At 46.7% G+C, this 15,201-nt stretch carries 11 protein-coding genes and 3 pseudogenes; 6 read left to right on the top strand and 8 right to left on the bottom strand.

Annotated features, from left to right (window positions below):
* The first annotated feature begins 50 nt into the window (after positions 1–50).
* Both CNX70_RS29330 and CNX70_RS26920 read left to right on the top strand, forming a co-directional pair.
* Positions 51–230, top strand: coding sequence for a DUF6444 domain-containing protein (locus tag CNX70_RS29330; protein WP_425269213.1), 180 nt, complete (start codon positions 51–53; stop codon positions 228–230).
* Between the two features lie 481 nt (positions 231–711).
* Positions 712–2,052, top strand: coding sequence for a sulfatase-like hydrolase/transferase (locus tag CNX70_RS26920; RefSeq protein ID WP_167389724.1), 1,341 nt, complete (start codon positions 712–714; stop codon positions 2,050–2,052).
* Positions 2,053–2,348: 296 nt separating this feature from the next.
* Here CNX70_RS26920 and CNX70_RS26925 read toward each other — a convergent pair.
* Positions 2,349–3,881, bottom strand: a pseudogene (locus CNX70_RS26925) (IS3 family transposase).
* 38 nt (positions 3,882–3,919) lie between these two features.
* Between CNX70_RS26925 and CNX70_RS26930 the strand changes: the two are divergent.
* From CNX70_RS26930 to CNX70_RS26940, 3 genes are read left to right on the top strand one after another with little or no spacing between them, the layout of a single operon-like run.
* Positions 3,920–4,108 (top strand): hypothetical protein, encoded by a 189-nt coding sequence (locus CNX70_RS26930; RefSeq protein ID WP_096238061.1) that lies wholly within the window; start codon positions 3,920–3,922, stop codon positions 4,106–4,108.
* Between the two features lie 45 nt (positions 4,109–4,153).
* On the top strand, positions 4,154–4,366 hold the full coding sequence (locus CNX70_RS28470; protein ID WP_157751306.1) for a hypothetical protein: 213 nt from the start codon (positions 4,154–4,156) through the stop codon (positions 4,364–4,366).
* Between the two features lie 9 nt (positions 4,367–4,375).
* Complete coding sequence (locus tag CNX70_RS26940; RefSeq protein WP_096238063.1) at positions 4,376–4,909, top strand: integrase core domain-containing protein; 534 nt, start codon at positions 4,376–4,378, stop codon at positions 4,907–4,909.
* 114 nt (positions 4,910–5,023) lie between these two features.
* Here CNX70_RS26940 and CNX70_RS26945 read toward each other — a convergent pair.
* Positions 5,024–6,127 (bottom strand): annotated as a pseudogene (locus tag CNX70_RS26945) (glycosyltransferase family 4 protein); the annotation flags it as partial.
* 869 nt (positions 6,128–6,996) lie between these two features.
* Between CNX70_RS26945 and CNX70_RS28475 the strand changes: the two are divergent.
* A complete protein-coding gene (locus CNX70_RS28475; protein ID WP_157751308.1) occupies positions 6,997–7,191 on the top strand; it encodes a hypothetical protein in 195 nt (64 codons plus the stop codon).
* 114 nt (positions 7,192–7,305) lie between these two features.
* Here CNX70_RS28475 and CNX70_RS26955 read toward each other — a convergent pair whose 3' ends face one another.
* From CNX70_RS26955 to CNX70_RS26985, 6 genes and pseudogenes are all read right to left on the bottom strand, one after another.
* Positions 7,306–8,349: a glycosyltransferase family 4 protein gene (locus tag CNX70_RS26955; protein ID WP_096238066.1), complete on the bottom strand. Its 1,044-nt coding sequence runs from the start codon at positions 8,347–8,349 to the stop codon at positions 7,306–7,308.
* A pseudogene (locus tag CNX70_RS26965) lies at positions 8,327–9,510 on the bottom strand (glycosyltransferase). The gene CNX70_RS26955 and the pseudogene CNX70_RS26965 overlap by 23 nt, the downstream one beginning before the upstream one ends.
* Positions 9,503–10,570, bottom strand: coding sequence for a glycosyltransferase family 4 protein (locus CNX70_RS26970; RefSeq protein WP_096238069.1), 1,068 nt, complete (start codon positions 10,568–10,570; stop codon positions 9,503–9,505). Before CNX70_RS26970 ends, CNX70_RS26965 begins: the two are co-directional and overlap by 8 nt.
* A 15-nt stretch (positions 10,571–10,585) precedes the next feature.
* The gene (locus tag CNX70_RS26975) at positions 10,586–11,851 is read right to left on the bottom strand and encodes a flippase (protein WP_096238070.1); all 1,266 of its coding nucleotides are present in this window, start codon (positions 11,849–11,851) and stop codon (positions 10,586–10,588) included.
* Positions 11,852–11,899: 48 nt separating this feature from the next.
* Positions 11,900–13,078, bottom strand: a complete 1,179-nt coding sequence (locus CNX70_RS26980; protein WP_096238071.1) for a GumC family protein — start codon at positions 13,076–13,078, stop codon at positions 11,900–11,902.
* Between the two features lie 211 nt (positions 13,079–13,289).
* A complete protein-coding gene (locus CNX70_RS26985) occupies positions 13,290–15,170 on the bottom strand; it encodes a polysaccharide biosynthesis/export family protein (RefSeq protein WP_096238072.1) in 1,881 nt (626 codons plus the stop codon).
* Positions 15,171–15,201: the final 31 nt, after the last annotated feature.

The raw sequence follows: 15,201 nt of genomic DNA on the forward strand, positions 1-15,201 counted from the left end.
GTGTCCGTTGCAAAAGACTGTTTTCATCTTCCCCTTCCACTCTCTCGCAAATGCAGAATGCTAGCCAGATGCTGACGCTGCTTGAGCTTCTGGACGCGCTCGAATCGAAGGTAAACAAGGACAGCAACAAGTCAAGCAAACGGCCGTCATCGGATGGCCCGACCAAGAAGACGCGCTCCTTGTGTGAGCCTTCAGGCAAGATGGCCGGTGGCCAAACCAAGCACAAATGAACATTGCTTCGCCAGATCGAGCGACCCACATAAGTCATCCAGCATCGCCTACCTTCCAGCACGATCACTGCTGCCAAGCTCTGCCCCATGGCGATGCCTGGTCGCGGAACGGTGCCATGTGTTCGAGGTGCCGATGGCATCGTGCCAGGTCATCGAGCACCGTGCATGGACTTTGCGCTGCGACTCCGGACAGCGCATACCAACACATTTCTGGCCGACGTGGCCGAGGCGGTGCAGTACGGCCAGTGTCAAGACCAGCCTGCTCACTGCCACTGATCTGTCACAAAATGACAATGAAATACATCGTTTTTTTTTACACGACTATACGCGATTTTTGAATGTGAGTATGCTAGAGAACATTTGTGACAAGCATGTTACAATAAATGCCCAAAAAAAACATTGCTAAATTCTTATATTTTTTACTGCTCTCTGAGAATTCTTTCTCGCACCAATAAGATGTCCTTTTTAGTATTTCCAATTCATGAGTTCACTTTTCACACTGCCAGAAGATCGATTTTTTTCTCTTCAATCTAAAAAATTCATATATTTCCGCTGTTTTTTATGGATGTTGTTGCCCAGTATTATCTGGAGTTTCGCATTCGGCAGGCTATATATATGCATCGAGCCGCTTTTTTTCCCCTACCTGGAAAAACGTCTCAAGCCTTGGCTATCGCTGCTGATAAAGATCATCTGGGTTTTCATTTTCTTAATTTCCATGCTGGCAAACTGGAACATCCGGCCCAACTCGTACCATTTTTATTTATTTGCGGTAATTGGCAATACACCTACGCCGGTACTAATTACCTGTTTTTTATTTGTTTCTGTTATGTTGTTCTTTATTTTTTCCGACATCTATAGGAAAAGCTCCCTTGGATTCAGGAAATACGCGTTAATCATAGGGATTTTTTTACTAATTTTAAAATCTGCCATGTCGATATTTGATGTGGGTTCCGCATCTCTACGGAAAATGATCATCACACCGTCACCGTTCGCAATCAAGACATTGTTTACCGATGACAGTTCACATGAGAAGAATTTTTTGGGAAAGACTACCGAGCCGACATTTTTAAATCATATCAAAGGCACAGAAAAGATGCCAAGAAAAATGGTTTTGTTGGTGGTGGAGTCATGGGGAGAGAGCCAAGCTTCGTTGGTGTCAGTTAAGAAACGGCTACAGCGGGATGGTGTCAGGGTGCGTGAGGCCGGCTTTACCGATTACCATGGATCCACCATGCAAGGAGAGATCCGCGAATTATGTTCCCAATATATAAGACTCAATTCCGACACGAATTTTTCATCGGTTGCCGATAACTGCGCACCCGCGTACATGAAAAAAATGGGGTATGAAGTTTTTGGCGTACATGGTTATCAAAAGATGTTTTATGCCCGCGATACTGTCTGGAAACACTTGGGTATCGATAATGCATATTTTCAACCTGAAATGCAGCAACTCAATACTTGCCCAGGACCATTTGCAGGCATTTGTGATGAAGATATGATTACCTATGGCATTGATTTGATACGTCAGGAAGATAAGGCATTTCTATACATGCTTTCTTTGTCCAGCCATGAACCAGTCGCCTCATCGATGCTCGAAGATCCGACGCAGTATTTCCGGGATATCGATGCTATTGGGGATTCCCAGATTGTTGCGCGCAATGCCATCGGCAGCATGGTAGCTACCTTGAGCATGAGTGCTGATCTGGGTTGCACCGAAGCCTACATTGTCGGTGATCACCAACCGCCATCGGCGGTCAATAGCGAACAACTCCCGGCAAATCAGGTCCCTTACATACGGATGTCCTTTCATTGCAATGAGTAGATGCGATTAATTAGCGCCGCCACACTGATCGATAAATTCTGTGGTCTGCCGGCCTAAGAAGTTACCATGAGTTTATATCAAGATTACAATTTAAAAAAACAGCACCGGTGCCTGTCGCGGTTGTAATTGAAAAAATGACGGCCATTCCGTGCACATGCGCAATCTGGCCTCAGGCTTCCGCTCGACGCCGCCTTGAACTTGCCGTCGTATTCACCTGATCATATCGGTAGTTGTCAAGATAGTTGTCGCATAAATGCGGTTTTAGAACGCGTCGTTTCAGTCCTTTCCTCAGCAGGTCATGCGGCGCGGCGCTGGTCAAGTTTGGACGGCGGGTTAAGCCAAACCTCGTCGGCCACCTGCCACGCGCGTGGCGGCCCTTTCCAGCGCAACGGATGGCGTTCCCGCGCCTGCGCGTAGACCTCTCGCCGCTGCCGCAGCACGGCGTCGGCAACGCCGCTGTTCCGGCGTCACGAAGGACAGGCCGCTATGCAAATGCTTGCCGTTGTACCAGGTGACGAATTTCAGCACCCATTGTCGGGCCAGTTCGATGTCTTCGAATCCATTCGGCGGGTAGCCGGGGGCGTACTTGCAAGTGCGGAACCAGGCTTCGATATGGGCGTTGTCGTCCGAGACGCCGGGACGGCTATGCGACGGCGTGATGCCCAGCGTCTCCAGTTTGGACTTGAGCGTGTGCGCCTTTTGCGCTGCGCCATTGTCCGCGTGCAGCACCAGCGGCTTGCTGTGCGGGCGGCGCTCGCGCCAGCAAGCCCGTTCCATCAACTCGGCCGCCTCGTCGCCGCCTTCGCGCGCATGCACCTCCCAGGCGACCAGTTTGCGGCTGAACAGGTCGATGACGGCGTACAGATAGAAGAACATGCCGCGCACCTGGCTGGGCAGATATGTCACGTCCCAGCTCCACACCTCGTTGGGGCCGTGGGCCACGTGGCGCTGCGGCTCGGTGGCCTGCGGCGCCTTGGCGCGGCCGCGATGCTGCTGCTCTTTTGCCGCGCGCAGTATGCGATAGAACGACGATTCGGACGCCAGATAGCTACCCTCGTCGGCCAGACGCGGCACGATTTGCGTCGGCGGCAAGTCGGCAAAGCGCGCCTCGTGACAGACGTCGAGCACGCGCTGGCGTTCTTGCTCGCTCAGCTTGTGCGGCGGCGCCGGTCGGGCTGCCGCCGGTCTCGCATCGGCTCGGACCTCGCCCGTGCGGCGCCAGCGCTCGACGGTGCGCGCACTCAAGCCCAGTTCAGCGCAGGCCGAACCAAGACGCGCGCCATCTTGGCAAGCTTGCTCAATATCGGCGACCAACTCCTGGCGCTGCGGCAACGCAATCATGCGTCCTCGCCGTCGGTCCACAGCGCTTCGTACTTTCGGGACAGCACCAGCAGTGCCGCCGCCTCGGCCTATGCCTTCTCCTTGCGGCGCAAATCCCTCTCCAACTCCCGGATACGTCTTTTATCCGTCGCGCGTTCGGTGGCGCCAGCACGGCTCTGTCCAGCCGACAAGGCCGTGTGGACTTCCTTGCGCCAGCGTTCCAATTGTTCCACCAGCAATCCCTTGCGACGGCAGTACGCCGCCAATTCCGCCTCGTTCAAAGGGGCCGCCTCCAGCACGACCGCGAACTTGTCGGCCGAACTCCACTGTTCAGGATTTTGTCCATCGCCGGGCACCGCGCGGCCTTGTTCGCGAGCCTGCTTGCGCCATAGGTACAGCGTGGCTTCCGGTACGCCGGTCAGCTGTGCCACTTCGGCCACAGGCTTGTTATGCGGTGCGCTCATTTGGCTGAGCGCGTGCTCTTTCTTCTCGTTGGTGTATTTTGTCATCGTCAAATCCATCGCCCCAGGGCTGATTAGAACTCCAAATGCTGGAGGCGACAACTATTTTGACAGAGGGGGGAGTGGGCGCACCGTCGTGTGCTGGCGAGGTCCAAGCCGATGCGAGACCAGCGGCGGCCCGGCCGGCGCCGGCGCACAAGCTGAGCGAGCAAGAACGCCAGCGCGTGCTCGACGTCTGCCACGAGGCGCGCTTCGCCGACTTGCCGCCAGCATAAATTGTGCCGCGTTTGGCTGACGAGGGAACATATCTGGCGTCCGAATTGACGTTATATCGCATACTGCGGGCGGTACAGGAACAGCAGCATCCCGGCCGTGCCACAGCTCCGCAGGTCATCGAGCCGCAGCGCCATGTGGCCCACGGTCCCAACGAGGTGCGGAGCTGGGTAGTGACGTCTCTGCCCAGCCAGGTACGCGGCATATTCTTCTATCTGTACGCCGTCATCGACCTGTTCTGCCGCAAGCTGGTCGCATAGGAGGTGCATGTGCGCGAGGGTGGCGTCGAGGCGGCCGCGTTGATGGATCGGGCCTGCTGGCGCGAACGCCGCGGCCACAACAAGCCGCTGGTGCTGCACGCCGACAACGGCGCGGCGCAAAAGGCGCACACGCTCAAGTCGAAGCTGGAGACGCTGGGCATCATGCCGTCGCACAGCCGCCCCGGCGTCTCGGACGACAATGCCCATATCGAAGCCTGGTTCCGCACCTGCAAGTACGCGCCAGGCTACCCGCCGAATGGACTCGAGGACATCGACCTGGCGCGGCAATGGGTGCTGACATTCGTCACCTGGTACAACGGCGAGCATTTGCATAGCAGCCTATCATTCGTGACACCAGAACAGTGCCACAGCGGCGGGAAGTCTACGCGCAGGTGCGGGAGCGCCATCCGTTGCGCTGGAAACGGCAGCCACGCGCGTGGCAGGTGGCCGACGAGGTTTGGCTTAACCCGCCGTCCAAACTTGACCAGCGCCACGCCGCATGACCTGCTGAGGAAAGGACAAAATCGACGCATTCTAAAATAGATTTATACGACAACTTTCTTGACGCGTACAGATTCCCTCGTTCGGGAGCAAAATCAGTTTTCAAGTCAATAATTTATTGGGAACTGTAAATTTCCCCTTACTGAAGTCGTCACAGGCTCTTTTTACGAAGTTAACAAACTCACTTTTAAAGCGATCATTACTAAATCTCACAGCATTTTTTCTGCAGTTTTCCGCCAATATCTGCTCAGAATTACTTTCAAATATACTCACCGCTTCGATGATTGACTCGACCGTCTGCTGTGAAAATAAAACTCCTGTTGGTGTTTCATGTGATAACGGCAAAACAGTTTCAAGCGCACCACCTTTACCAAATGCAATGACTGGTGTACCACACGCTTGAGCCTCTACCGGAGTGATACCAAAATCCTCCTCTGCAGCAAACACAAAAGCCTTGGCGTCCATCATATATTTCTTTAGCGCATCAAATTCTTGATAACCCAGCAATTCGATATTGTCGCCAGCCTTTAACTTTATCTTCTCGAAGTCAGGGCCATCACCAATCACAACAAGCCGTTTGTTTTTCATCAATGAGAAAGCGGCAACAATTAAATCAATTTTTTTGTAAGGCACCATCCTGGATGCCGTGAGATAAAATTCCTCTTTTTTGCCCTGGAACTTGAACGCATCGACATCAACGGGCGGATAAATCACGGTAGCCTGTCGGTGATATGATTTCATAATTCTTCTTGCAATGAAGTGAGAATTGGCTAAAAAATAGTCAACGCCATTGGATGTGCGGGTATCCCATAACCTGATTTTATGCAAAATCCAGCGAGCCAATATAGATTTCACTCCCTTGGTCAATCCTGATTCTTGCAGATACTGATGCTGGAAATCCCAGGCGTATCGGATTGGAGAATGAACGTAGCTGATGTGTAATTGATCTGGTCCTGTCAATACACCTTTCGCCACGGCATGTGAACTGGAAATAACTAAATCATAAGATGAAAGGTCGAATTGCTCTATCGCAATTGGCATAAGCGCAATATAATTCCTGTATGACTTTTTGGCCATTGGCAATTTCTGAATAAATGATGTGTTCACACTCTTATTCAGAATAAATTTCCTGTCATCGGCCGGCAAAAAATCCACCAGCGCAAACAAATCTGCATCGGGATAACATTCCAGAATTTTCTCAACTACCTTCTCTGAGCCCGCATAATTTACGAACCACTCATGAACAATTGCAATCTTCATTATTTTTCACACCTACTTTTAACATTTGTTTCTTGCAGAACGATCCCGATCGCAATTCCATGCAAAATCATTATTGGATAAAACAATAAAAAATTTGAATAAAACATTGAAACTGATGACACAAGAAAATACATTGCATACGGCGCACTTTGGCTATGATTGCTTTCATACGCCAAGATCGCACATGATTTCTTAACTAAAAAAATATAAAATATAAAAAACCCAAAGAAACCAAAGAAACCCAGTCTGAATAATATATATAAAAACATATTATCACTAAAAGTAATTCCTTGGGAGGATAGTGGAACGGAAGAAGGAATTCCCTTCAACAGATACTCATAATTTCCCACGAATATATCCAGCGCCATATGCCACTTTTCGAACCGAATATCATATGAAAAAAGCCCCCCAGACAATAGCAACAAAAATAACAATGCCAACAGAATAAACACATTGAGAACATATAATTTTCTTGACAAATTAGCCGGTTTTATTTTTGTAAAAATGAAAACAAGAAAATCAGGAATAGGGACAGCATGGCTGACCTGGATTCGGAAAAATAGAAAGCAAAAAATACAATCAGAAATATAAAAAAATGTCTTATATTAAACTTTATTGACGTCGAAAAAATACAGAAATAGAATACCAAAAAATATGCAAAACTATTCGGATTCAGGAATACAGAGGACGCTCGATAATAACCATTCGAATTTAAAAAATATAATTCACGGCCAGCCGTTTTCAAATCAAGCAATGGAACATTGAGGAAATATAAGACCAATCCGACAATCGATAAAGTCCACGCAAGAAAAAATATTATTTTTAGAAATTTAACTCTAGCTGAAATATCCATATTCAAACCAATGAATATGGATATTACCCAAAAAGATATCCCAAGAAAAAAGCCGCCATCTGGCTCATTGAGCAAGGAAAAAAACAAGAAATTAAACGCAAGCGCAATTATGCACAAAAAATTCTTATCTATTTCAATTGGAAAATTTTTCTTTATGCTTAACAAAGCAAAAATCAAGAAAGTAAGTATCATGCAAAATACAAAAATGTAGGATGCAGAAAATTCACTTCCAGCAATAGTAAATTTATCCAACAATGCCATCGGCATGGAAATAACACTTAATAAAAAAAAGAAAAATGTGAAAAATATCAGCGATTTCCTTATTTTATACATCTGCGTATTCCTTCTGCATGGCCGATATCATGGGAGTAACTGAAAAAATACTCATATCGCACGGCTCGTAGATAAGTTCTTCAAGAATAACCCTTGCTAAATCTGAGGAATTCTCATTTTCAAAAAGAGAAATATTATTTTTTATTTCATTGTAAACCGTTTTTATGCCATAAGTATCACTGGCGATAACCGGCAAATGCGAGACCAGCGATTCGATCAATGTAATGGGCAATCCTTCCCACCTACTTGGAAGGACAAAAACATCAGCCGCTTTCATCAGCTCATAAACATCTGTTCGGCGTCCTAAAAATCGTACATGCGCATCAATTTTTAGTGTGGCGACGAGTTCTTGCATCGGAACAAGCTCGGCACCATCTCCGGCAAAAACGAAGAGGTGATTAGTTAATTTATCCTGTTGCTTCAGAAATCCAATGGCTTTAATTAATACATCATATCCTTTAGGAAAGTCGAAACGCGCAACTGTAAGATAAATTCTCTTGTCCGCAGGAAGATCCAATAACATCCTGTAGCTGTCTTGACTGCCTTGGATACCTTCTATTGCGTCAAATTGAATCCCATTAAATACAGTTTTTGCCTTGACTCCGTATTTCTCTGCGATGAAATTCTCATCCTCATAGGAGACCGAAATAATTCGGTCAACTTTTCGGTACAAAAACTTTTCAAGATTCAATCGGATGAAATATTGAATTCTTGATAGTAAGCCCCTTTTGAATTCATATTGATGCAAATGAATCCCATGTACGGTAAAAATGGATCTCCTGGCCTTGCCTCTAAAAGCAAGCAATGGCCTTAAATGATGGAAATGCACTACATCGGGTGCGTAGGCAATAATGGCTTCTGAGGCATACCCGTTATCGAATATAGTAACATTATCCAGTAAAATGAATTTATCCTTGGCATTTCCATCTTTAGCAAATACGCCAAACTCCACATCCGGCATGCCGCAACATAGTTGATAAATATGTTCCAATCCCCCGCCAGTGGAAAATTTGTCAGTTACTAAAGCGATTTTCATAAATTAATCCGTATGCTTTTCTTATGGAGTCCCACGAATACTTCTTCTCAGCCAAGTCTCTGGCATTTTCGCGCATTGACGTATAAGCTACTTGATTCTGAAAAATTTCTTCCACGGCTGTTGCCATTTTATGTTCATCAACCTCGACCAATACACAATCATGGCCAGGGGTACACTCGATCCCTTCGAAGCTTACCTTCGTCCCAATGACAACCATCCCCATCGACATGGCTTCCAGAATTTTGTTCTTTATTCCACTCCCAAAGCGCAAGGGGAAATATACACTTTAGAACGATTCAGGTATGGCCTCAAATCATCGACAAAACCGGTCACCGTGATATATTCACCAGCGAAAGATAACGTGGTTTCGTCCGGTTTTTGCCCTACCAGAAGCAGATGTGGCTTGAATTTTTGGTTTATTTTAGGAAATACTTTATTTACTAAAAAATTGACGGCATCCTTATTCGGGGCATATGACATGTCTCCCGTGAAAACCAGAAAATTTCCATCTCCATGGTTCGAATCCTCTGCCTTAAAGTAATCTATATCCACACCATTAGGAATAGTGTAATAATTATTTTCTTTAGTTATTTTCTTGGCATAGTCGCGATCAACATCCGAAACAAAGACAGCAGCCTTGAATAAATTATAATATCTCTTTTCAAATGACGAGCATTTCAGAAACTCTATCGAATATGCTATCTTCTTGAGAATATTTTCCTCATTTTTCTTGCGGCGATACCAGAACAACGCCATGCAATCGATAGGGAAAATAATCATCTTATTGACAATTTCGGATGGCATGTCAATCGCTATCTCCGCCAGATAGGGGGCGCTAAGGTGAATAGATGAATATCGAGCGTGATGTTCGAGCAAAAAATCCCTATACTGACGAATATATTCAGAGTATTTCGATACATTTATTGGCTTCATCGAAAAGATAAAGCTGAAAATCTGGGAAAACTTGTTCTTCTTCGCCTGTGGGAGAATTTTGAATATCTTGCCAACATCGACAGTATTCGTATCACCTACGTCACCAATACAAAGCATATCGGCATCAAAATAATCATTTTTTTTGAGCAAATTTGCGTTTATTTTCGCCAAACCATCCCTATACTCGGGATAAGGATAACTGGTGGCGACGATCAATACTTTATTCATTACAGGCTTCCTGATAAATCGTCAAATGCTCACGAGCCTGGCGCACAATAGAAAAATCTTCAGCCCTAATCCGGGCTTGCTCTGGATCAAACATTTCAAAATTCTCGATCATTTCCAATATTGATTTTTTCAATGCCGTGGAATCCTCTGGAGTGAACAAAATTCCAATATTTTCAGCATTAATAATATCTTTAGGTCCGCCAATATTCGGACAAATCACTGCCTTGCCATATGCAAGAGCCTCAATTGCTACCATGCTGAAGGATTCATAACGGGAAGGCACGACGATAAAATCACTTTCCGTCAGAAAGGATGAAATATCAGCCTGGAATCCATCAAAAACCACTTCCAGGTTTTCATACTTTTCCGTCTGTACAATACTGAGTAGCTCACCATGAAAATCGATATCCTCTTTTTTATCGCTATTCACTCCACCAACAAAGTGCAATTTCATATTGATATCGCGCCGCTCTTTTGCCATATCAATCAGCGCAGAAAGCAAAAGATCCTGACCTTTTATCCTTTGAAATCGACCAATGCAGGATATAGTAATATTGCGAGGGTCTATTTTTCTTTTCTGTCCTTGAGTCCCCTTCATTTTCGTACCCAGGAAAATCTTGGACAATTTATCAGAGCTGAAGCGACAAATATCGTGTACATCTGTAGAGACCGCTACTACTTTATCAACAATAAGATTGATGATTTTGGCGCGCAGTCCAAATGGTCTCTCCCAGAAACCATGAGTGGTCCATATGACGGGGCGTCCGAGAAAAGCCAGGCGAGAAAGAACATTCAGCGAGTAGGAGTGAACCACATCAAAATTTTTCAGTTCTTTTCTGAGATCCGCCGGAAAAGACAGGAACGGAATAAACCGGAGCCATTTTTTTCCCGACAAATCGCTTTTTCTACATGCAATACCGAGCTCGCTAGCCTTTTGATAAACTGCACCGTCACAAAAAAGTACAATTTCTATGCTCTTACTTAGTTCTTCACACAAATTAAGTAAATTTGACTCACCACCGCCAATGTGATGATATTCTGTCATTAAAGCCACACGCATAATCTATCCAATTTACTATAGTGGTTTTTCTTCTAAGCTAAAATCTCGAACCTTGGAGAAGTAAAGGTATCCGACAATAATGGAACTGCTGAATATATGTATACCGAGTGAAGAGATAGCGGCGCCTATCGCCCCAAAATCGGGAATCAAAAGCAAATTCAGGGAGTAGCCGATCAAGAGTTGCCCCCAGTTCACAGCTGTCAACAGAAATGGCTTCTTTATCTGATAATAGATCAAGGAGATAGGATTGACGATAACGCCAAACATATAAGAAACGACAAGTATCAATAGAACTGGAATACTTTTTAAATATGCTTCGCCAAATAGTATATAAATGATCAGCGGTGAGGCCGCTTGCAAAAGCAAGCTGACCAAAATGACATACTTGGTTTTCTTGAGTATTTTCTTAATAAATTCACGAATGGTACTTTCCCTTAAGAAAGCCTCCATTTTTGGCATCAATGTGGCCGTGATAGACATGGTAATCAAAGGCAGAATCATTGCTACATTTGATGCAACAGAATAAAAACCAACAGCCTCGGCATCGCCTAATTTTTTCAGCATGACCACATCAATTCTCATCATTACAACCACCGCTACAGATGAGAAAAATATCCAGAATCCCAGCTTATAAATTTCTTCAACATATTTCCACTTGAATAGAAATCCAGCTTTCAAGATATAAATAGAAGACAGGGAAACAAGTACAACAGCAAAGAAATAAATGTAAATAAAATACTCGAACCTTTTCCCTGCCGCAAAAGCAAAAATAACTATGACTACCGCGACAAATCGAACTGCGTAATGTGAAATACTGACGAGGGAGTACTGCCTGAATTTCTCCAATCCCTGAAAATGGGCAATGACCGTTCCCAAGATGGAGTGAAAAACGAGAGCAATGGCCGCCAGCCTGAAATAATATTCATACCTGTCTATCGAGAAAAAATATTCTGATATATCGAATGAAAAATACCAGATCACCGCAGAAAATAGAATACCTGTCAGCGTCTTGAATATCAAAACCGAAGAAAATATTACTTTTTCCTCGGATTTATTTTCACTCAAAAACTTCACATAGGAAGTAGACGTACCAAAATCAGATATTTGAGTCAGAAACGTAAAAATGGCAATTATTAAGGCAAAATCGCCATAGCTCTCAGGACCAAGATCCCGCGATATGATAATTATCGCGAGAAATGATAGCCCCTGAGCCACAACATTTCCAGAAAGAACTTTAAGGATATCTTGCGCGACTTTTGAGCCCGCATATTTCAAGAACATTTAAGAATCCACCCAAAATATGCGGAGTTTATTTTTCCTCCGGCATAATTATTCATTATTTTTTAGAAATGGATTTCCGGCTTGTGCAAAGGCTTCTTTTGAAAATGCCCAGACCAGACCAAAAACACCACCCAACATCAAAAATATCAGCACCAATATGCTGCGGGTAGGTTTTGACTTCTTGTCCGGAATCACTGCATCATCCAGTACCTGGATCATTGAGCTGTCCCGCGCTTCATCAATACGCGCAATCTCGAACTGCTTTGCCAAGTTTTCGAATAACAGCTCGTTATATTTCACATCCCTGACTTTTCTGATGTATTCCATTCCCAAACTCGGCAACTTTTCGGTGGAAATAGAAATATCACCATTGCCCTGGTTCGTACCGCGCTCCACTTTATCCAACTGAGCCTTCAATCCATTTATTTCCTGCCTATTTTGGATGTATATGGGATTCTCAGCGGTAGCAAAGGTACGCATTGCAGCCAAGGCGACCTCTTTTGCGGCGATTTGTGATTTAATCATTGCAATAGCAGAGATCGTTGCCTGTGCCTGGCCATCGAGCTTAATTAGTCCCGTTTTTTCCTGAATATTCTTCAATTCCAACTCAGACTCATTAAGGGCCTTTTTCGATTCACCCAAGCGCTTCTCAAGAAAAAGCCGACGCCTCGAAGCTTCCGTGATTGCCAATGACTCGGTTAATTTTTGCAATTCCTGAACATAGCCATTAGCCAAAAGTGCAGCGCGCTCAGGATTTTTATCATCGACATCAATTACGATAATACCATCACGCCCATTAGTAATGGTAGTCGCTTTTTTTAGCGTTTTACGGGCGTCACTTTTAAAATCGGCTTTGTATATCTCCAACAGGTTGAAACGCTGGACCAAATTATCGCCAACTGTACGGCTACCAAGCATTCCAACGTATGTCTCACCTGTAATCTTGCCACCTACGGCCGCGCCAGCGAGACCTCCAAGGCCGCCAAGTTGCCCAAGCAACTGGGATGCCCCCGATTGTGATTGAGGTGGCAAGATCTTCGCTGATGCAGTATATATATTGGGGAGCAGCAAACTTACGCCCGCTGCGACTACGGCAAATGCCAGCGGTGTCAGAAATACTATATTTCTATATTTTTTTACTATCTTAAAAAAATCAAAAATATTTAAATATTCTGATTTTCCGGAAATCCCGCCACCACTATTATTTGAAGGATTTACAGTTAACATCTTTTCCTCACTACTTAGTTATTTCACGCATAATAAAATAGCGTGAGTATTTTTTAGGGGTTAAAAATTTGAAAAATCATCGAAAATAAACTATTTTAATGAGAATCCGATGGCATCTAAAATTGTCCCACGATAACAGGGATGTACTGTGAAACTATCCGGCCCATCAATGGTCATTACTAAAGATACACTTTACGGCTTTCCAGACTCTCTAGTTTTTCAACACTTTCAAACCGGCCGCACCCAAACCAAACTGGTAAAAGATCGATGTCCATTCCTTCAAACTCTGCATAAACGTGCTGCGGTCGATTTTTTCCGGCACCACCACGGTATCACCAGGATTCAATGCCGTGCCGCCAATGCCGCTGAACCAGCCTGTACTTTGTCCACTCTGCGCCGTACCGTCCGCGCGTATCACGTACATTTCGGATTTATCCGCAGTGACGGTAATACCGCCAGCTTGCTGGACATAATCGCTCACCGTGCGCTGCGGGCGGTAGACAAAGGCATTTTGCTGGAATACCGAGCCAAGCACATCCACCGTGCCCGGGCGGCGCGGGATCAGAATGGTATCGCCATCCTGCAAGGGTAAATCGGGTAAGTTCTTGATCTGCGTCTCCACACCAGGCAAATCGAGCACGATGCGGCCCTCGGCCTTAATAGTGCGCAGTTTCTGCACGATACGGCGCTGCTGCTCCACCTCGGCGGCGGTTTTTGCCGCATTTTCCTTGTCGCCAGAGGCGGCCATACGCTGGGTAGCATTCGACTCCAAGTCGCGCTCGAAACGGTCCGCCACTTCATTCAACTTGGCTTGCTGGGCGCGCCGTACCGATTCGCGGTTCAACTGGGTGGCGTACAGATAGCCGTTTTCATTCGCGCCACCGACACGGGCGATCAACTCGCGCAGGGTTTCGCCTTTCTTCAGCAGAAAGATGCCGCTTTGTTTGGCTTCGCCGGCCACGCGCACGTATTCATTCTGGATCTGGGCCTGCACCGGCACGGCGCCCGGCGCAAACACGCGCAGCACATCGGTCGGTTTTACGGGGATACTCGCCAGTTGGGTGCTGGTGACGGTTTTGTCGGCGATCAGTTCCACCACCGTCTTGTATTGATTGTCGACGTTCTTTTCAACGATCACCTGCTTCGTTTCCGCTGCAGAATCGAAGCCGCCGGCCCAGGTCAATACATCGGCCAGGCTGGCATTGCCTTTCAATTCGAAAATGGCGGGCTGCTTCACATTGCCCGTCAAGGCCACCAGGGGACCGACTTCCGGAATGTAAATCACGTCGCCGTCACGCAGGGTCATGTCGCTGCTCTTGTCGCCTTTGGCCAGCATGTCGTACAAGTCGAAGGTGCTGACGGTTTGTGCGCCACGCTTCAATTGGATGTTGCGCATGCTACCCGTGGCGTCCGGGCCACCCGAGGTGAACAGGGCGTTCAACAGCGTGCTCATGGCGCTCAGCGTATAGGTGCCGGGACGCACGGCGTGGCCAACCACATACACTTGCACGGCGCGCGTCTGGGCAATGCTGGCCGTCAATTCAAAGTTGGTGTAAATCTTGCCGACGGCTTTCTTCAGGTAGCCCTGCAGATCCTTGTACTGCACGCCGCTGACCTTGACGGAGCCGACGCGGGGAATGAAGATCGCGCCGCTGCGGTCGACCGTGGCGCTGACGTCGATATCGACCATGCCCCAACCGCGCACCTGCAACTCGTCGCCCGTGCCGATGACATAATCCTGGTTCACTTGCGCGCCATCGAAGGGCGCGAAGGTGGATGGCACGTCGCTGAACAAATCCTTGCCGAACATGTTCAATTTTTGTCCGGTCACGCCTTCCGCATAGACCTCAAATGCACCGGCTTCGGCGACGGCGCGTTTGGCCGGACGGCTGGCGGGCGGATTCTGCGCCTGCCGCTGTTCACTGCGGCCACTGCGTATGGCCGGCAGGCCGCTGCCCGTTTCCATCGATTGCATTTTGGGAGTGTCACTCGCTCCAAGGTCTTGCGCAACGGCGGAACCCATTCCCATCAGGCAAGCCGAGAAAATCAGGTGTTTAACGAACGGCGAGGAAGTACGAAGTTGCTTTTTCATGCTGGTCTTTGTCTGGATGAATGATGTTGTA

The sequence above is a fragment of the Janthinobacterium svalbardense genome, assembly GCF_002327145.1.
GTDB classification, from domain to species: domain Bacteria; phylum Pseudomonadota; class Gammaproteobacteria; order Burkholderiales; family Burkholderiaceae_D; genus Janthinobacterium; species Janthinobacterium tructae.